15 protein-coding genes and 1 pseudogene are annotated in these 17,426 nt (G+C 74.6%); 7 read left to right on the top strand and 9 right to left on the bottom strand.

Annotated features, from left to right (window positions below; translation table 11 throughout):
• Positions 1-109: 109 nt before the first annotated feature.
• A complete protein-coding gene (locus ACGFS9_RS28055; protein WP_393257008.1) occupies positions 110-1,537 on the bottom strand; it encodes a xylan 1,4-beta-xylosidase in 1,428 nt (475 codons plus the stop codon).
• Between the two features lie 165 nt (positions 1,538-1,702).
• Here ACGFS9_RS28055 and ACGFS9_RS28050 point away from each other — a divergent pair, with 165 nt between their 5' ends.
• A complete protein-coding gene (locus tag ACGFS9_RS28050) occupies positions 1,703-2,797 on the top strand; it encodes a DUF5925 domain-containing protein (RefSeq protein WP_393257007.1) in 1,095 nt (364 codons plus the stop codon).
• A gap of 273 nt (positions 2,798-3,070) precedes the next feature.
• Here ACGFS9_RS28050 and ACGFS9_RS28045 read toward each other — a convergent pair whose 3' ends face one another.
• Positions 3,071-3,463, bottom strand: a complete 393-nt coding sequence (locus ACGFS9_RS28045; protein WP_393257006.1) for a GntR family transcriptional regulator — start codon at positions 3,461-3,463, stop codon at positions 3,071-3,073.
• 71 nt (positions 3,464-3,534) lie between these two features.
• Between ACGFS9_RS28045 and ACGFS9_RS28040 the strand changes: the two genes are divergently transcribed.
• Both ACGFS9_RS28040 and ACGFS9_RS28035 read left to right on the top strand, forming a co-directional pair.
• Positions 3,535-4,473 (top strand): GNAT family N-acetyltransferase, encoded by a 939-nt coding sequence (locus ACGFS9_RS28040; protein ID WP_393257005.1) that lies wholly within the window; start codon positions 3,535-3,537, stop codon positions 4,471-4,473.
• Complete coding sequence (locus tag ACGFS9_RS28035) at positions 4,445-4,945, top strand: DUF402 domain-containing protein (protein ID WP_393257004.1); 501 nt, start codon at positions 4,445-4,447, stop codon at positions 4,943-4,945. Before ACGFS9_RS28040 ends, ACGFS9_RS28035 begins: the two co-directional genes overlap by 29 nt.
• Before the next feature lie 186 nt (positions 4,946-5,131).
• Here the strand turns inward: ACGFS9_RS28035 and ACGFS9_RS28030 are convergent, their stop codons facing one another.
• The gene (locus ACGFS9_RS28030) at positions 5,132-5,764 is read right to left on the bottom strand and encodes a class I SAM-dependent methyltransferase (RefSeq protein ID WP_393257003.1); all 633 of its coding nucleotides are present in this window, start codon (positions 5,762-5,764) and stop codon (positions 5,132-5,134) included.
• A gap of 192 nt (positions 5,765-5,956) precedes the next feature.
• Here ACGFS9_RS28030 and ACGFS9_RS28025 point away from each other — a divergent pair, with 192 nt between their 5' ends.
• On the top strand, positions 5,957-6,091 hold the full coding sequence (locus tag ACGFS9_RS28025) for a hypothetical protein (protein WP_393257002.1): 135 nt from the start codon (positions 5,957-5,959) through the stop codon (positions 6,089-6,091).
• A 641-nt stretch (positions 6,092-6,732) separates the two neighbouring features.
• Positions 6,733-7,761, top strand: coding sequence for a lytic polysaccharide monooxygenase (locus ACGFS9_RS28020; RefSeq protein ID WP_393257001.1), 1,029 nt, complete (start codon positions 6,733-6,735; stop codon positions 7,759-7,761).
• A gap of 57 nt (positions 7,762-7,818) precedes the next feature.
• On the opposite strand, the gene ACGFS9_RS28015 is transcribed toward ACGFS9_RS28020, so the two are convergent.
• Together ACGFS9_RS28015 and ACGFS9_RS28010 are read right to left on the bottom strand one after the other, a co-directional pair.
• Complete coding sequence (locus tag ACGFS9_RS28015) at positions 7,819-8,679, bottom strand: esterase/lipase family protein (RefSeq protein WP_393257000.1); 861 nt, start codon at positions 8,677-8,679, stop codon at positions 7,819-7,821.
• A 173-nt stretch (positions 8,680-8,852) separates the two neighbouring features.
• Entirely contained in the window at positions 8,853-9,299 is a 447-nt protein-coding gene (locus tag ACGFS9_RS28010; RefSeq protein WP_393256999.1) for a MarR family winged helix-turn-helix transcriptional regulator, read from the bottom strand.
• A gap of 137 nt (positions 9,300-9,436) precedes the next feature.
• Here ACGFS9_RS28010 and ACGFS9_RS28005 point away from each other — a divergent pair, with 137 nt between their 5' ends.
• Positions 9,437-9,811, top strand: coding sequence for a cupin domain-containing protein (locus tag ACGFS9_RS28005; RefSeq protein ID WP_393256998.1), 375 nt, complete (start codon positions 9,437-9,439; stop codon positions 9,809-9,811).
• 70 nt (positions 9,812-9,881) lie between these two features.
• On the opposite strand, the gene ACGFS9_RS28000 is transcribed toward ACGFS9_RS28005, so the two are convergent.
• Together ACGFS9_RS28000 and ACGFS9_RS27995 are read right to left on the bottom strand one after the other, a co-directional pair.
• Positions 9,882-10,856 carry a hypothetical protein gene (locus tag ACGFS9_RS28000; RefSeq protein ID WP_393256997.1) on the bottom strand — a complete coding sequence of 325 codons (975 nt, stop codon included), beginning with the start codon at positions 10,854-10,856 and terminating at the stop codon, positions 9,882-9,884.
• On the bottom strand, positions 10,853-14,422 hold the full coding sequence (locus ACGFS9_RS27995; RefSeq protein WP_393256996.1) for a DNA polymerase III subunit alpha: 3,570 nt from the start codon (positions 14,420-14,422) through the stop codon (positions 10,853-10,855). The genes ACGFS9_RS28000 and ACGFS9_RS27995 overlap by 4 nt, the downstream gene beginning before the upstream one ends.
• A 153-nt stretch (positions 14,423-14,575) precedes the next feature.
• On the opposite strand from ACGFS9_RS27995, the gene ACGFS9_RS27990 reads away from it, so the two are divergent.
• The gene (locus ACGFS9_RS27990; protein ID WP_393256995.1) at positions 14,576-15,649 is read left to right on the top strand and encodes a DUF3533 domain-containing protein; all 1,074 of its coding nucleotides are present in this window, start codon (positions 14,576-14,578) and stop codon (positions 15,647-15,649) included.
• A gap of 150 nt (positions 15,650-15,799) precedes the next feature.
• Here the strand turns inward: ACGFS9_RS27990 and ACGFS9_RS27985 are convergent, their stop codons facing one another.
• Positions 15,800-16,882, bottom strand: a complete 1,083-nt coding sequence (locus ACGFS9_RS27985; RefSeq protein ID WP_393256994.1) for a S1 family peptidase — start codon at positions 16,880-16,882, stop codon at positions 15,800-15,802.
• A gap of 288 nt (positions 16,883-17,170) precedes the next feature.
• A pseudogene (locus tag ACGFS9_RS27980) lies at positions 17,171-17,426 on the bottom strand (slipin family protein); the annotation flags it as partial.

The following is a 17,426-nucleotide window of genomic DNA, read 5'->3' as shown; positions in this document are numbered from 1 at the left end:
CGGCGGGCCGCGGGGGTGGGGCCCCGTGGCGGTGGGCCCCGGGGGCGCCGGAGAGCGGTCCGAGCGCGGGGCGGGACCCGGACCGCTGCCGCGCTCGCCCCGGGGCGGTTCAGCGGCTCAGCCACGCCACCTCGTAGGCGCCCATCGTGAAGCGCTTCCCGTCGATCCTTGCGCTGATCGACCGGTCCCGGGTGTTGACCACGAGGACGGTCCGGTCGGTGGCGAGGACCCGCACGTTCGGCACGTCGTCGGCGGCGACGGACACCTTCTCGTAGGCCGTGCCCGGCGGGAACGCCGCGGCGAAACGGGAGAGCAGGTCGTGCATCGGAAGGTTTCGGCCGCCGCCGGCGCCGCCGGTCGGCGTCCACAGGCAGCCGGGGCAGCGGGGTCCCGTCTCCCGCTCCGGGTTCCAGTAGAAGCCCGACGAGGCACCGCCCCGGACCATCGCGATCAGGCCGCCGGCCTGGACGGCGACGCGGCGCTTCTCGGACCAGCCGGCGCGCCGGCCCTCGGCGTCGGCCGGCTCGACGTAGTACTCGGCCCACCACAGCGGCAGCCCGTGCGTCCGCGCCCGCAGCCACCTGCCGACCGCGCTGAACTTGTCGGTGGCGGCGAACTCGTCGGGCAGCGCCTCGTCGTCGTTGGTGTAGCTGGAGCCGTCCACGACCACGAAGTCGGCCCCCGCCTTGTGCTCGTTCCAGTAGGCGAAGGCGTCGAGGACGCGCTGGTCCGCGGCCCCCCAGCGCCCCTTCAGCGTCGTCGACGCGTTGTGTGCGTCACGCGGGTCGAGGCTGTCCATGACCAGGTAGGGGCCGCCCACCATGATGTCCTCGTCGACCTTCTTCAGCGCCTTGTAGACCAGGTTGTAGAGCGCGGTGTAGCCCTCGTAGTCCCAGCGGGCCTCACGGTCGTTCCAGAAGCCCTTGAACTCGTTCCACACGATGAAGTGGCGCACGTCGGGATAGCGCCGCGCGACCGTCGCGGCGAGCGCCGCGTAGTCCGCGAAGTGGGCGGGCTCCGGCGCGGTCTCCAGCGACGCCTGGCTCCAGTCGGTCCGGTCCGCGCCGGCCCGGCCGCCCTTCATCCAGTCCGGGGCGCAGCACAGGGTCACCACCGGGGTGCCGCCCGACCTGCGGACGAAGTCGATACGGCTGTCCATCTCGGCGAAGTCGTAACGCCCCTTCGACGGTTCGGGATTGCCGGCCCCCCAGCCCATGACGTGCTGGTTCTGCGGGAGCGGCACCGCGTCGCCGCCGAGCAGCCGGCCGACCCGTTCGGTGGCCGCGTCGTCGCCCTCGTCCGCGCTGTACTGGGTGTGGGTGAACCCCCAGCCGACGTCGGGGGCGGTGGTCCCGGGCGGGGTGCGGGGCGTGCCGTGCACCTTGTCGCCGTCGCCGGTCGTCCCCGCGGTGCTCCCCCGGTCCCCGGGCAGGGTGCCGAGCAGCGTCACCACCAGGGCGAGGACGGCCGCGCCCACGCCGAGCACGGCCGTCAGGCGCCACCGTCGTTCCCCCGAACTCCACTCATGACGTCCCATCACGGGCCACAGTAACGGGCGGAATCGGGCGCGCGACAGATCTCCCGCCGCACGGGCCGGTAACAGGACGGAACGGATACACCGGAAGAGCGGGACCCACGCGACACACCCGACGCACCTCGGAAACCGGGTGCAGCGGACGTCCGGGTGACGGATCATGGCGGCATGTCTGCGAACCCACACGACGCTCTGCCGATCCGGCTCAACGTCGACGACAGCGACGCGCCGTCGGACGTCGTCGACGCGCTGTTCCTCGGCCGCTTCGCGACGGGCGAGCAGCCGCACTCGCACGCCGCGAACATCGACCGCGTGCGGTCCGGGGCCACCCTGCTGCCACCCGGCGCCCGTGTGCTGCGCTCCGCGCGGGACGACGACCGCAGCGCCGTCCTCGCCGAGGGCGAGGGGTGGACCCTGCTGGTGTCCCGCTGGAACCGGGGCGCGGACGTCACCGTGACCGCGACCACCGCCGAGCTGGCCGAACGGGTGCTGAAGCAGGCGACCGACGGTGCCGCGGACGAACCGGAGCCGCAGCCGGAGAACGTGACGATGGGCTTCTGGTACGTGTCGCCGCGCCGCGGCCCGCACCGCACCACCCGGCAGATCGCCGCCGGGACGTGGGCGGAGGTGCGGGCCAACTACACCGCGCCGGTGGCGGAGGCGATGGACGGCCTGATGAAGACGACGCCCGAGGACATCGCCGGCCGGCTGCTGCTCCTGCACGGGCCGCCCGGCACCGGCAAGACCTCGGCCCTGCGCACCCTGGCCCGCTCCTGGCGCGACTGGTGCCAGGTGGACTGCGTGCTCGATCCCGAGCGGCTGTTCTCCGACGTCGGTTATCTGATGGACATCGCGATCGGCGAGGAGGACGCCGCCGGCAAGGGCCGTTGGCGGCTGCTCCTGCTGGAGGACTGCGACGAGCTGATCCGCGGCGAGGCCAAGCACACGGCGGGCCAGGCCCTGTCCCGGCTGCTGAACCTCACCGACGGCCTGCTCGGGCAGGGTCGCAACGTCCTGGTGGGCGTCACGACGAACGAGGATCTGGAGCGGCTGCACCCCGCCGTCGTGCGTCCCGGCCGCTGCCTCGCCCGCATCGAGGTCGGGCCGCTGACCCGCCGGGAGGCGGTCGGCTGGCTGGGCACGGAGGAGGGCGTGTCCCGCGAGGGCGCGACGCTGGCCGAGCTGTACGCGCTGCGCCGCGGGGTGGGGCCGACCTCCGTGCCGGACCAGCGCGAGGGCGCGGACGCGGGCCTGTACCTGTAACGGCCACGGGGGCGCCTGCGGTGCAGACGCCGCCCGGAGCGTGCGTGTCCCCGCGCGGCCGGGGCACCGCGGACCGGCCACCGGGGTGCGGCACCCACGCGGTGACCGGAGAGCCCCATCCGAGGGCGCGCGACGCCCGGTGCACTGCGACGACGCGGCGCGGGACCGTGCCGGGCGCGGTCCGTGCCGGGCGCGGGGCGCGGAGGCCGTGCAGAGCGCGGAGCCGTGCCGGGTACGCGGTGCCGCGGGCCAGCGCGTCCGCCCGGTCGAAGACTAGGCTCCCGCCGGTTCCCCGCCGTCCCGTTCGAACGCCGCACGCAGGGCGTCCCGTACCGCCTCCAGGGCGGCGGCCTCGGTCAGCCCGAGCCGGTGGGCCCGGTCGGCGTAGGTCTGCGCGGCGGACGCCGCCTCGCGCGCGGCGGCGTCTCCGGCGGCGGCCACGAACGTTCCGTTGCGGCCACGCGTCTCGATCACCCCGTCCGCCTCCAGGGCCCGGTAGGCCTTGGCCACGGTGTTGGCGGCGAGGCCCAGCGACTCGGCCAGCCCCCGCACCGTGGGCAGTTTGTGGCCGACCGGCAGTGCGCCGGACCTGGCCTGCTCGGAGATCTGGGCGCGCACCTGCTCGTACGGCGCGGCCCCCGCTGCGATGTGGATCTTCAAGGTCACCCGGCGATTGTCCCGCACCCGGGCGAAAAGCGGAGGCGCACACCGCGGGGCGCCCCGTAGCGTGCGCACCCATGACCCTGATCATCCGTGAGGTGCGCGGCGAGGACCCGGCGGACGCCGCGAGCTTCGGACACATCCGTCAGCAGGCTCTGCCGTTCATGGTCTCCACCCCGGAGTCCGTCCTGCACGACATCGAGCACACCCATCCCGACGCGCACTACCGGCCGTTGCTGGCCCTCCAGGACGGCGAACCGGTCGGCACGGCACAGGTGGGCCTCGTGCACGACAGCCCGGAGCCCGGCCACGGCTACGTCAACGTCTACGTGCACCCCGGGCGGACGGGGCGCGGAGCGGGGTCGCTGCTGGTGCGCTCCGCGGAGGAGCGGCTGGCCGCCCTCGGCGCGACCCGGCTGTCCGCATGGGTGCTGGACACGCCCGCGAACCGCGGCTTCGCCGAACGGCGGGGCTACCGTCCGGCCCGGTCCGCGCACTTCCTCCGCCTCGATCTCGCGCACGGCACCCTGCCCCCGCTGCCGTCCCCTCCCCCGGGCGTCGAGGTGCGTACCGCCGCGGACTTCGCGGACGACCCGCGCCCGCTGTTCGACCTGGACGCGGAGACGCTCCGTGACGAACCGAGCGACGTGGAGAGGGAGTTCACGGACTACGCGGCCTGGCTGGAGGAGACCTGGCAACATCCGCTGCTGAACCACGAGCTGACCTGCGTGGCCGTGGTGGACGGCCGGCCCGCCGCGTTCAGCGCGGCTCACACCGACGACGGCACCCGCTACGGCACCGTGATGACGGGCACCGCACGGGCCTTCCGTGGCCGCGGTCTGGCCAAGCTCGCCAAGAACCACTCCCTGCACCGCGCCCGTGCCACCGGCCGCACGGAGGCGTTCACCGGGAACGACACCGGCAACGGGCCGATGCTCGCGATCAACGCGTGGCTCGGCTACGCCGTGTGCGCCACGGAGGTGAAGTATGTCCGCGACCTCGGCGCGAACGGCTGACGCGGTGGAGATCGTCCTGGTGAAGGCGGGTCGCACGAAGATCCGCTATGCGGCGCGCCTGCTCGCCGACGACGGGACGCGGATCGTGGTGCGCGCTCCGTGGGCGGGCGACACCGCGCGGGACTTCGGCTTCGTGCGGTTCGAGCGGGGCGACGTCTTCACCGAGTACTACTGGCGGGACCGGTGGTACGCGGTGAAGGAGGTCCGGGACGCCGCGGGCGTGCTCAAGGGCTGGTACTGCGACGTCACCCGGCCCGCCACCGTGTCCGGGGGGCGGCTGGTGGTCGAGGATCTCGACCTGGACCTGTGGCGCTCCGCCGACGGCCGGGACGTACGGCGTCTCGACGAGGACGAGTTCGCGGCGAGCGGGTTGGCGGCCACCGATCCGGAGGCGGCGGCAGCCGCCGAGAGCGCCCTGGACGACCTCGAACGCCTGGCCCGCGGCGACGGCTTCGCGGCTCTGCTGGCGTAGCGGCCGAGGGCCCCGCCCGCCGGCGGTCCGGCCCGCCGAGGGGGCGGCGCCGGCACCGGACCCGCGCCGGTCCGTTCCGTGCTCCGGCACGGGCCGGCCGGTTCCACCGGGAGCCGGTGCGGCGAAGCCGGGACCCTCCCCGCCCCGCCGTCGCACGGCGGTGGGGCGGCGGACGGCCCCGGATGCTCAGAACGTGGCCACCACGGCGAACCGCTCGTCCTCGACCTCGCGCCCCCACAGCCGTGCGTCGCCCGACAGGGGCTCGACGTGCGGTGCGGACCCCGCGCCGGCCTCGGCGACCAGGGGCCGCAGGAGCGAGGTGAGCCGCTCGGCGGAGAGGCCCACCGGGCGCCCGGTCCCCCACACGCCCTCGACCAGCACGAGCCGGCCGCCCGGGCGCAGCAGTCCCCGCCAGTGCCGCAGCACCCGCTCGGGGGCGGGCAGCGTCCAGAGCACGTGGCGGCAGACGAGGACGTCGAACCTCTGCTCGCCCACGGGCGGCGCCGCGGCGTCGCCGACGAGGAACACCGCGTCCCGGCCCGCGAGTTTGGCCCGCGCGAGGTCGATCATGCGCGGCGAGAGGTCGACCCCGGTGATCCGGTGCCCTTCCTCGGACGCGAGCAGGGAGAGGCTGCCCGTGCCGCAGCCCACGTCGAGCAGGTCGGCCGGCCGGTCGGGCAGCCAGGTGCGCAGCCGGGAGGCCCAGGCCGCGCGCACCGCGGGGTCGCGGAGGCCGTGGTCGGGCTCCTCGTCGAACACCGCCGATTCCGCGTCCCAGTCCACGCCCGCCCCCGGTTGCGTCATGCCGTCGTTCACCATGCCCGGCATCGTGTCAGCCGCCACCGACATTCCCGCTGGGCGGACGGAGGCGGGCGGCCGGCGGGCGGGGGCGGGCGACCGGACACCGGCCGCACGTGACCGCCGCCACAGACAGATCGGCGCCGATGAGGAACTCTCCCCCGAAAGGTCCACCTCCGTGAACACGGGTCCGGTGGACTCCGGGAGGCAGCCATGCGCCGTACGACCGTACAGAAGCCCCTGAGGAAGCCCGACGCGCGCCGGGTGCGGGACGAGGCCGAGGAACGCCCGGCCGGGCGCCCGGAGATCCGCAAGGACATCGCGCGCACCTGGTGGCCGGACGGCTGAGCCGTCCCGCTCAGCCGAGCCCCGCCGGATCGGCCCGCGCCCCGCGGGCGCCCGCGGCCGTGGGCGCGGGCGCCGGGCCCGGCCGCACACGACGATCGGCCCCTCTCGCTCCCGGGTCCCGGACGCCTCCCTCGGGCGCCGAAAGCGGCACCGACCGCGCGCACGGCGGTCCCCGCGCGGCCCGGAGCCCGGGGCCGGTCCCGCGGCCGAACCCGCGGGCCGGTCGCTCCGCGCGCCCGGGGACTCCGCGGGTTTCGGGGCTCCGGGGGCCCTTGCACTCAGGGGGTCCCGGCGCTCCACTCAGGGGGTCCCGGCGCTCCGCACGCACCCTCCACGCCGCGGTGGACCGGGCCGCCCCGGAACCGCGGTCTCCCCGGGCGCCCAGGCGCCCCCGCGCACTCGTCGCGCCCCGGGCTCCCGCCGTACGGCCGGGACGCCCCGGGGCCGTACGGACCCCTCCCCCGGCTGGTTCCTGAGCCCCTCTTTAGCCCCGCCTTAACGGCGCCATAAGGATCACCGGTCGCCGTCCGCGGGAGGCGATTCCCCGGATTCCCGGGGCTAGTTTGCTGTCACCCCCCCACGGGATCCCCGCACGCAGGGCGTGCGGGTCTCGCCCCCAGGACCGTCCGAGGAGTTCCCTCATGTCTGCACGCCGCAAGGCCGCCACCGCCGCAGCCGCCGGCATCGCCGCGCTCGCCCTGTCCACGCTGGCCGCGGCGCCCGCGTCGGCGCACGGCACGATGGGCGACCCGGTGAGCCGGGTGGCGCAGTGCTACGCGGAGGGGCCGGAGCGTCCCACGTCGGCGGCATGCCGGGCGGCGGTGGCGGCGGGGGGCACGCAGGCGCTCTACGACTGGAACGGCATCCGCATCGGGGACGCCGACGGACGGCACCGGGAGCTGATCGCGGACGGCCGGCTGTGCAGCGCCGGGAGCGAGGAGTTCAAGGGGCTGGACCTGGCCCGCTCCGACTGGCCGGCGACGCGCGTCGGCAGCGGGTCGTACAGCTTCGCCTACCGGGTGACGGCCCGGCACAAGGGCACGTTCACGGTCTACATCACCCGGCCCGGCTACGATCCGTCGAAGCCTCTGGCGTGGGCCGACCTCGATCTCGCGCACCCCGTGGCGACGGCCACCGACCCGGCCGTCACCGGCGGCTTCTACCGGTTCCCCGGAACGCTCCCGGAGCGTTCCGGAAAGCAGCTCCTGTACGCGGTCTGGCAGCGTTCGGACAGTCCGGAAGCCTTCTACTCGTGCTCCGACGTGGTGTTCGGCGCCGGTGGGGCCGCGGGTGGTGGTGCTCCCGCGCCGAGCGCCTCGGCGCCCACCGACGCGCAGGTCGCGGCCGGCGGCGCCAAGTCGACCGTCGCCCACCACGGTCACGGCGACGACGCCGGCGCGTCGGCCGGACCGGCCGACGGCGCCGAGGCGGCACCGGCCGGGAGCCCGACCGGCAGCGGGGGGCCGGAGCCGGAGGCCGAGGCGGCGGACGCCTCGGTGAACCGCCCGGAGGCGGCCGGTTCCTCCGCGAACCTCGCCGAGACCGGCGGCGACTCCACCACCACCGCCTACCTCGCGGTCGGCGGTGCCTCGGTCCTGGCGCTCGGTGCCGCGACGCTGTTCGCGTCGGTGCGGCGGCGGGCGGTCACCGGCGGCCGGCGCGACCGCTGACGCACCGGGCTTCGGGGGCCGACCGGCGGCTCAGGCCGGTCGGCCCCCGACGTACGCTCAGCTGAACACGGACGCGCAGGTGGTGGCGGTGGCGTGGGCGGGGTCGAGCGCGTTCGCCACCTCGTGGTAGGCGATCCGGTCGAGGATTCCGATGGCCACGTGCTCGGACAGGTCGAGTGCGCACAGGTTCTGCAGCAGGACGTTGTGGACGTCCGGTCCGCTCAGGAACTGCGAACCGTACGGTGTGACCACCTCGTCGTACTTGGTGGCGATGACGGTGTAGTGCACGCCGGGGACGGTGTCACCGCCGGCGTTGAGCTTGGTCAGGAAGGCCGAGCCCGACACCTGGTCGGCGAGTCCCGGGGTCGCCGACGACAGCAGGTCCTCGGCTCCGGGGAAGTAGGGCAGCAGGTGGGTCAGGCCGTTCAGGGTCGTGCCGTGGTTGTCGGGGGCGATGCCGACGAGGGCGTTCACCTTGGCGGCTCCGCCGAGGAACTTCAGGTAGTAGCGGGGCATCATGCCGCCCTGCGAGTGGCCCACCAGGTCGGCCTTGGCGGCGCCGGTGGCGGACAGGACCTTGTCGACGAAGACCTGGAGCTGCTCGGCCGACTTGTCGATGGGACCGAGCCCGTTGAAGAGGGGGACGCCGGGAAGCTGGCCGTAGTCGAGGGAGAAGACGCAGTACCCGCGGCTGGTCAGGTAGGGGGCGAGGGCCAGCCAGTTGTCGATGGAGTTCCCGAAGGTCCCGTGGACGAGGACGACGGGGCGGGGATGGGCGGCGGAGGGCTTGCAGGAGTAGTTGTTCCACCCACTGCTGGGGGCGGAGGCGGCCTGGGCGGTGGCGGCGGGGACGACCGCGACGGCGGCGGCCAGGAGCAGGGCGGCCAGGGGTCTGAGCACTCGGTTCCAGGGCAGCATCGGGTGATCTCCTTGCGGCTCAGGGGAGGGTGCGACGGCATACGCCCTGTGATCCGGATCACGAGGATGCTGTTCACTCGTCAAGTTACGAGCGAGTAGTGCACATGTGAAGTTACGCGTCAGTAAAAACTTTCAGTGATAACCGGGGAGAGCTGTCGCGTTCCTTCGAACCGTCACCAGGCGGGCCTGATGGGACCGTAGGGCGCGATGCGCAGCAACCGCGTATACAACGCGCCGATGTCACCCTCACCGAGCAGTTCGCTCCACTCCCGCACCACGTCGGCCGCCGCCTCCTCGGCCGCACGCGTGCAGGCCCGCCCCCGCTCGGTCGGCACGATCAGCCGGGCGCGCGCGTCGTCGGGGTGCGGCAGGCGCCGCACGTACCCCTTGCGGACCAGCTCCTCGACGAGCTGGCTCGCGGCCTGTTTGGTGACGCCGAGATGCCCCGCGAGGTCGGTGACCGTCGCCCCGTCCGGAGCGAGCCGCGCGAAGGCGAAGCCGTGAGCCGGACGCAGGTCCTCGAACCCGCGGGCGACCACGCCCTCGTGGATACGGCGGGTGAGCTCGCCGGCGGCGGCGAGCAGGGCGGCGGACAGGGCCATGGCCTCGGAGTTCTGCACGCAGGCATTGAAACACCCTTGACGATTCAGTCAAGCTGCTTGACTATATGACACAGCCGCATGGTCAAGCAGCTTGACCATGTGGTGGCATGCCGCGGACCACCCCGGATCCGCGCCGATCCCCCTCAGGAGGCACCGTGCCCGTCGTCCGCTCCGCCGAAGCCGTCGTCCACGAGATCCACGGCGGGAGGTTCGTCTCGTACGCCGCTCCGCGCAGCGGCAGCGAGGAGTTGTGCGCCTGGCGCACGGAGATCCCCGCCGGGCTCCGCGCCCCCGTGCACACCGTCGACCGGGAGGAGATCCTCCACCTCCTCACCGGCACCCTGCTGGTGACCCTGGACGGCAGGGCGGAGCGGGTCGGCGCGGGCGACACCGTGATCGTCAACGCCGGTACCGCGTTCGGCGTCGAGAACCCCGGCGACCGCCCGGCGACCGCCTGGGTCACCACCTCGGTGGGCCTGCGGGCGGAGCTGCCCGACGGCTCGGTGCTGTCCCCGCCCTGGGCCAACTAGGGCGGGCCCGCGAACACCCCGTCCGCCGCGCGGCGCCCCGCACGCCCGCTCGCCGCACCGGGCCCGGGCGTCACGCGGCCAGCGTGCCGGGACCGATGACGTGCGGACCGAACCGGGCCCGCGCGCGGTCGGCGACCTCCTCGATGCGCCGGAGCTTGTCGTCCGCCGGATCGAAGGTCAGCTGGTGCGAGGCGTGCTCGGCGGGGGTCAGCCCCTCGGCGCGCAGCGCGATCGCACGGACCCGGGCACGCTGGAGACCGAGCGCCTCGTACAGGCCGTACGCGGTGGCCGTCAGCGCCGGGGAGTGCGCGGTGGGCTCCCGGAGCGTGCGGCTGCGGGTGGTGGCCGAGCGGTCGGCGTAGCGCACGGTGAGGGTGAGGGTGCGGCAGACCGTGTCCAGGGCGCGCAGCCGGGTGCCGAGTTCCCCGGTTCCCGACAGGAGCGCGCGGCGGTGCCGGGAGGGGTCCAACTCGTCCTGGTGGAAGTGGCGTTCGGTGGCCAGGGCGCGGGAGGCGGCGTTCGGGACGACCCGGCCGCGGTCGATCCCGGCGGCCCTTTCGCGCAGGTCGCGGCCGGCCCGGGCGCCGGTGAGGCGCTGGAGCGTGGCCAGGGGCGCTGCCGCGACCTTGCCGAGGGTGTCGAGACCGTAGGCGCACAGGGTGCGGGCGGTCGCGGCGCCGACGCCGGGCAGCGCGGCGACGGGGCGGCCGGAGAGGAACTCCGCCACGGCGGCCGGGTCCCCGGTCAGCACCCGGGGTGCCCCCGGCGCGGCGTCGCGCACGGCCATGCGCGCGAGCATCGGCCCGGGAGCGGCGCCGATGGCGCAGTCGACCCCGTGCAGGGCGAGCGCGCGGACCCGGATCAGCGCGGCGAAGGCGGCGGCATCACGCCCGAAGCAGCGTTCGGCGCCGCGCAGGTCGAGCAGCGCCCCGTCGGGCGGCAGCGCCTCGACGACCGGGGTGAACTCCTCCAGCAGGGCGAGCAGCCGGGGCGGATCCGCCTCGCGCCCCGCCGGCGGCTGGAAACGTACGCAGAGGATGGTCATCCCGCACTCCCCGGACTCTGGTGCCACAACTTCTTTCCTCCCGCGGGCCCTTCGCCTGCCGGGCGCAGATCGGCCCAGGGGTGCATCTCGTACCCCGTGGGCATCCGGATCGTCCGGCCGCCGGCCGGGCCCCCGCCACCCTCCGGCGCCTCCGGTCGCCGGGACTCCCCCGCCTCCGGCCGCTCCTCCGGCGCTTTCGGCGCGGGCTCGGCCAGTCGCGCGGCCACCACGTCAAGGCCCCCCTCGGCGCGCAGTTCGGCGAGTTCCGCGAGGTTCCAGGCGGCGGCGCCCACCACGCTGAGGCTGCGCGGTCCGCGGCGCTGCACCACGCCGCGCACCAGCAGCAGCCAGGAGTGGAAGACGGTGTGGGCGCAGGCGTCGTGGGAGTCGTCGAAGAAGGCCAGGTCGACCAGGCCCGTCCCGTCGTCCAGCGTGCTGAAGATGACCCGCTTGCCGGAGCGGATCGGCGGGGTCTGGGTGGCCGCCTTGGCGCCGGCCACCAGGACCGTCTCGCCGTGCCGGGCCGAGCGCAGCCGGTGCGCCGTGACCACGCCCAACTCGCCCAGGAACGAGCGGTGGTCGTCCATCAGGTTGCGGGAGGCGTCCATCGAGAGCACACCCAGCTCGGCGCTCAGCCGCTCCGCGGAGGACAGGTCGGGCAGCCCGGCGGACGCGGTGTCCCGTCCGCCGGACAGCGGGAGCTGGCCGCCGCGCACGCCCCGGGCCCCGCGGTGCAGTTCGGTCAGGTGCAGTTGCAGGTCGCGGCGGTTGGCGCCGAACGCGTCCAGCGCGCCGACCCGGGCGAGCCGCTGGGCGAGCGGCCGGCTCGGCCGGGCCCGCTCCCAGAAGTCGAGCAGCGAGGCGTACGGCTGCCCGTCCGCGATCCTGGCCCCCTCGGCCTCGCTGATGCCGTGGACGTCGGAGAGCGCCAGCCGGACACCCCAGCGTCCGGCGGAACCGGGGCCCGCGACCGGGCCGGAGGCCGCCCGCGCGCCGGAACCGGAACGCGGGCTCGGGCCGGCGTCCGACGCGGAGCCGGAATCCGCACCACCAGATTCGGTCACCAGTTCGATCCGATGGGCGACCGCCGACCGGTTCACGTCCAGCGGCAGGATCGGCACCCCGCGCCGCCGCGCGTCCGCCAGCAGCAGCCGCTTCGGGTACATCCCGGGGTCGTGGGTGAGCAGCCCGGCGTAGAAGGCGGCCGGATGATGGGCCTTCAACCAGGCCGACTGGTACGTCGGGACGGCGAAGGCGACCGCGTGCGCCTTGCAGAAGCCGTACGAGCCGAAGGCCTCGACGATCTCCCAGGTGCGCGCGACGGTCTCGGCGTCGTACCCCTTCGCGGCCGCGTGCTGGGCGAACCAGATCCGGATGCGCCCCTGCGACTCCGGGTCGGAGAGCCCGCGGCGCACCCGGTCCGCCTCGTCCCGCCCGCACCCGGTCATGACGGCGACGATGTCGATGACCTGCTCGTGGAAGACGACCACGCCGTACGTCTCCTTCAGCGGCCCCTCCAGGTCCGGGTGCGGGTAGCGGACCGGCGCCCGGCCGTGCCGCGCCTCGATGAACGGCCGCACCATGTCGGCCGCGACCGGCCCCGGCCGGAAGAGGGAGATGTCGACCACGAGGTCGTGGAAGGTCGCGGGCTGAAGGCGTCCGATCAGATCCCGCTGGCCGGGGGACTCGATCTGGAAACAGCCGAGCGTCTCGGCGGACCGGACGAGCCGGTACGTCGCCGGGTCGCCCGGCGGCACGGCGTCGAGGTCGGGCCGCTCCCCCGTCGCCCGCTCCACCTCGGCCACCGCGTGCGCCATCGCGGACTGCATCCGCACCCCGAGCACGTCGAGTTTGAGCAGCCCGAGGTCCTCGACGTCCTCCTTGTCGAACTGCGACATGGGCAGGCCCTCGCCGCTGGTCGGCACGACCGGCGTACGGGCGAGCAGGGAGGCGTCCGAGAGCAGCACCCCGCACGGGTGCATGGCGATGCCGCGCGGGAGGGCGTCCAGGGACTCGACCAGGTCCCACAGCCTGCCGTACCGGTCCTTCCGCCCCGCCAGCTCCCGCAGTTCGGGCAGCTCGGCCATCGCCGCGCGGGCGTCGCGGGCCCGGATGTGCGGGAAGGCCTTGGCGATCCTGTCGATCTCGGCCGGGTCCAGGGAGAGCGCGGCACCCACGTCGCGGACGGCGTGCCGGACCCGGTAGGTCTCGGGCATGGAGACGGTCGCGACCCGCTCGGCACCGAACCGGGCGATGATCGCGCGGTACACCTCCAGCCGGCGGGCGGACTCCACGTCGATGTCGATGTCGGGCAGCACCGGACGGCGCTTGGACAGGAACCGCTCCATGAGCAGCCCGTGCTCGACGGGGTCGGCGTGCGCGATGCCGAGGAGGTGGTTCACCAGGGAGCCGGCACCGGAACCGCGGGCCGCGACACGGATGCCCATCCCGCGCACGTCGTCCACGACCTGAGCGACCGTCAGGAAGTAGGAGGCGAAGTCGTGGTGGGCGATGACGTCCAGCTCGTGATGCATCCGCTCCCAGTAGGCGCGCCGGTCCGCGTAGCCGCGCAGCACCATGCCGGCCGCCGCCCGGGAGGCCAGCACGCGCTGGGCGGTGCGGCGGTCCGCGCCGACGAGGCGGGGTTCGGGGAAGTGGACGCTGCCGATGCCGAGGTCGCCCTCGGGGTCGACGCGGCACGCGTCGGCGGTGTCGGCCGTCTGCGCGAGCAGCCGGAGCGCGGCGTCGCGGCGGAAGCCGGCCGCCTCGACGATCCGTTCGGCGGCGGCGAGCATGGCGGCCCCGCCCTTGAGCCACGCCTCGCCGGAGTCCAGCTCGCCCCGCGGGTCGACGGGGACGAGCCGGCGGGCGGCGTCCAGGACGTCGGCGACCGGGCCGAGACCGGGGTCGGCGTACCGGACGGCGTTGCTGAGCACGGGGCGCACCCGCTGCTCGGCGGCGAAGCCGACCGTGCGGGCGGCGAGGCGCAGGGAGCCAGGGCCGGTGCCCTGACGGCCGTGCCAGACGGCTTCGAGGCGCAGGGCGTCGCCGTAGACCTCGCGCCAGGGCGCGAGCAGTCCGGCCGCACGGTCGGGGCGGCCCGCGCCGAGCGCGCGGCCGACGTCGGAGTCGGGGCCGAGCAGGACGGTCAGGCCCTCGCCGCGGTTGGCCGGCCAGGGCAGCAGCGGAGGGCCGCCCGCCGCCCTGTCGGCATGCGCGGCCGTGACGATCCCGCAGAGGTCCGCCCAGCCCGCCGCGCCGTCCCGCGCCAGGAAGGTCGCACGGGGGGCCGACTCGTCGACGAAGGCGCCGCCGCGCACCGGAGTGCGCAGCCGCTGCCTCCTCGCGGACGCGCCGACCGCGAGGTCCGCGCCGAACAGCGGACGGACACCCGCCTTCGCGCAGGCCTTGGCGAACCGGACGGAACCCGCGAGGCCGTCCCGGTCGGTGAGGGCGAGCGCGTCCATGCCCCGCTCGGCGGCCCGCTCGGCGAGGCGCTCCGGATGCGAGGCCCCGTACCGCAGGGAGAACCCGGAGGCGGTGCGCAGATGCGTGAATCCCGGCACGCGCACCTCCCGATCCAGGAGCCTCGAAAGGCTTTCGAACACTAGTTCCCAGTCACCCCACCTCCACCATAGACCAATTTTCGAACTCTTGTACGACATCCGTTCGGACCCGCCCCACCTGCGCAAACGTCTCCGGGCTCGGACCGTGGGGGCATGACGCAGACAGCCGGTGACGCCGATCCGCGCCCGTCCTTCCTGACCGAAACCCGGGACGCCGTCACGCCCCGGGCCACCTTGCTCGTCATCGGCGTGATCGCGCTGCAACTGCTCTTCATCGCGTCCTACGTGGGCGCGCTCCACGACCCGAAGCCGCGGGACGTCCCCTTCGGGGTGGCCGCCCCGCAGGCGGTGGCCGGGCAGACGGTGACGCGACTGGCGGGCATCGAGGGCGAGCCGCTGGACCCGCGCACGGTCACCGACGCGGCCGCGGCACGCGACCAGATCCTGGACCGGCGGATCGACGGCGCCCTGATCATCGACCCCCGGGGGTCCAGGGACACGCTCCTCGTCGCCTCCGGCGGCGGCACGGTCCTCGCCACCACCCTGGAGAGGCTCGTCACCGCCCTGGAGGCGGCCGAGGGGCGCACGGTGCGGACCGTCGACGTGGCTCCGGCCTCGGCGCAGGACTTCGACGGCCTGTCGTCCTTCTACCTGGTCGTCGGCTGGTGCGTCGGGGGCTACCTCGCCGCCTCGATCCTCGCGATCAGCTCGGGAGCCCGCCCCGCCACCCCGCGACGCGCGGTGATCCGGCTCCTCGTGATGGCCCTCGTGGCGGCCGTCGGCGGGCTCGGCGGCGCGGTGATCGTGGGCCCGGTGCTGGGCGCCCTGCCCGGATCGGTCTGGGCCCTGTGGGGGCTCGGCGCCCTGATCACCTTCGCGGTGGGCGCCGCCACCCTCGCCCTCCAGGGCCTGTTCGGGGTCGTGGGCATCGGCCTGGCGATCCTGCTGGTGGTCGTCGCGGGCAACCCGAGCGCCGGCGGCGCCTTCCCGCTTCCGATGCTGCCGCCCTTCTGGAAGGCGATCGGACCGGCTCTGCCGCCGGGTGCCGGCACCTGGGCGGCCCGCTCGATCGCGTACTTCAGGGGCAACGCCATGACGGGGGCGATGCTGGTGCTCTCGGCCTGGGCGGTGGCCGGCAGCGCGGTGACGCTGCTCGCGGCCACCCTCCGGGCCGGCCGCCGGCCCGCCGCTCCGGCCGCGGACGCCGCGGACGCCGCGCAGCCGTAGCACCGCGGGAAGAGGGTGGCCGCACGCTCCCGCGGCGCTACGGGTCCGGACCGGACCCGCGGGGCGCCCGCGCCGCCTCGCGGAGGACGGCGGAGCCCCGCTCCCGCGCGCCGTCGCGCGGGAGCGGGGCTCCGCCGGACCCGGTCGCCGTCAGCCGATCCGGGCCCCGAAGGCCGAGAGCGCCTCGGTGACCGGCTGGAAGAAGGTCTCGCCGCCGGCGGTGCAGTCACCGCTGCCGCCGGAGGTGAGGCCGATCGCGGACTCGCCGTCGAACAGCGAACCGCCGCTGTCGCCGGGCTCGGCGCAGACGTCGGTCTGGATCAGCCCGTTGACGACGTCGCCGTTGCCGTAGTTGACGGTGGCGTCCAGGCCCGTGACCGTACCGGTGTGCACCTGGGTCGTCGACCCGCTGCGGGTGACCTTCTCGCCGACGGTCGCCTCGGCGGCCCCGGTGATGGGCTGCGAGGAGCCGTTGTACAGGTTCACCTCGCTCGGGTGCTCCGCGCCGCCGGTGTACTTCACCAGCCCGAAGTCGTTGTCCGGGAAGCTGGACTGCTCGTTCGTGCCGATCTCGTTGCCGCTGGAGTCCGACCACGTGGAGATCGACTCGGTGCAGTGCCCGGCCGTGATGAAGTACGGCTGTCCGTCCTTGACCACATTGAAGCCGAGCGAGCAGCGCCCGCCGGAACCGGTGATGGCGTCGCCGCCGGCGATGAAGGGCTTCAACTCCCCCTTCGTGCGCTGGAGTTCAACCGTGTCACCGAGACGGTCGGTGACCTCGGTGAGCTTGGCCCACGCGGCCCGGGAGACCGTGCGGTCCGCCGTGACGACCACCTTGTTGCTCGCCGGGTCGGTCGCCCAGGACGTGCCCGGGATGGTCGCGTCCCGGGTGAGTCGCGTGCGGGCGGCCTTCAGTTCGGCCAGGGAGTTCTCGACGATTCTGGCCTTGGCGCCGGCCGCCGCGACCTCTTCGGCCGCTTTCGCGTCGAGCACGTTGACCACGAGGTGCCGGGTGCCGGCGTCGTAGTAGGTCCCCGCCGCGTCGGCGCCCAGGTCCTCGCCGAGGGTCGATGCGAGCTTTCCGGCCGCCGCGGCGGAGAGGGTGTGCGGGGCCGCGGCCGTCGGGGCCTCGCTCGCGTTCGCAGTCTGGAAGGTGACCGCGGCGGTGACGAGCGCGGCGATGCCCGCACCCGTCACGGCGGCACGGCGACGGGATATGCGTCGGTGCTTCAACTCACGTCCTCCTGTGGGGGGTCGGACCGGGAGGTTGTGGGGACCTCCGGGACCGGAAGGCGTACGGACAGAGACGTCCAAGACGACGAAAACCCTCGTCTCGTCGCGTCCATGCCAGTTGTTCGCGGCCCACTATTCCGAGGCGCACAGGGCACATACAAGGTCGACTTCAGGACGCGCGTACGACAACCGCCGTACGCCTCCTGCGCCGTGGCCCCTCATGGCCACGCGGTTCCGATTCCCTCCGCAAACACGCCCTGCGGATCACCGATGCGCCGGCTGTGAGGACTAGTCCTGTCTTGTTCTCGACCCCTCGGGCGGCTCGGGCGAGGGCCCGGACGCCTCCGGGCGCGGCGACGGCACGGGCTGCGGAGGCGCCGACCGCTCCGGCTCGACGTCCTCCCGCGCCGCTCCCTGCCGCCGGGGTGCCGCGTCCTGCCGGGGAGCCGCGCCCTGCTGGGCGCGTTCGAGGAAGCGCAGGAGTTCGACGGGGAAGGGCAGGACGAGGGTGGAGTTCTTCTCGGCGGCGACGGCGACCACGGTC

Source organism: Streptomyces sp. NPDC048566, from assembly GCF_043199735.1.
In the GTDB taxonomy this organism is placed as follows: domain Bacteria; phylum Actinomycetota; class Actinomycetes; order Streptomycetales; family Streptomycetaceae; genus Streptomyces.
The sequence above is the reverse complement of the archived record's forward strand: the minus strand, read 5'-3'. Positions and strand labels throughout refer to the sequence as shown.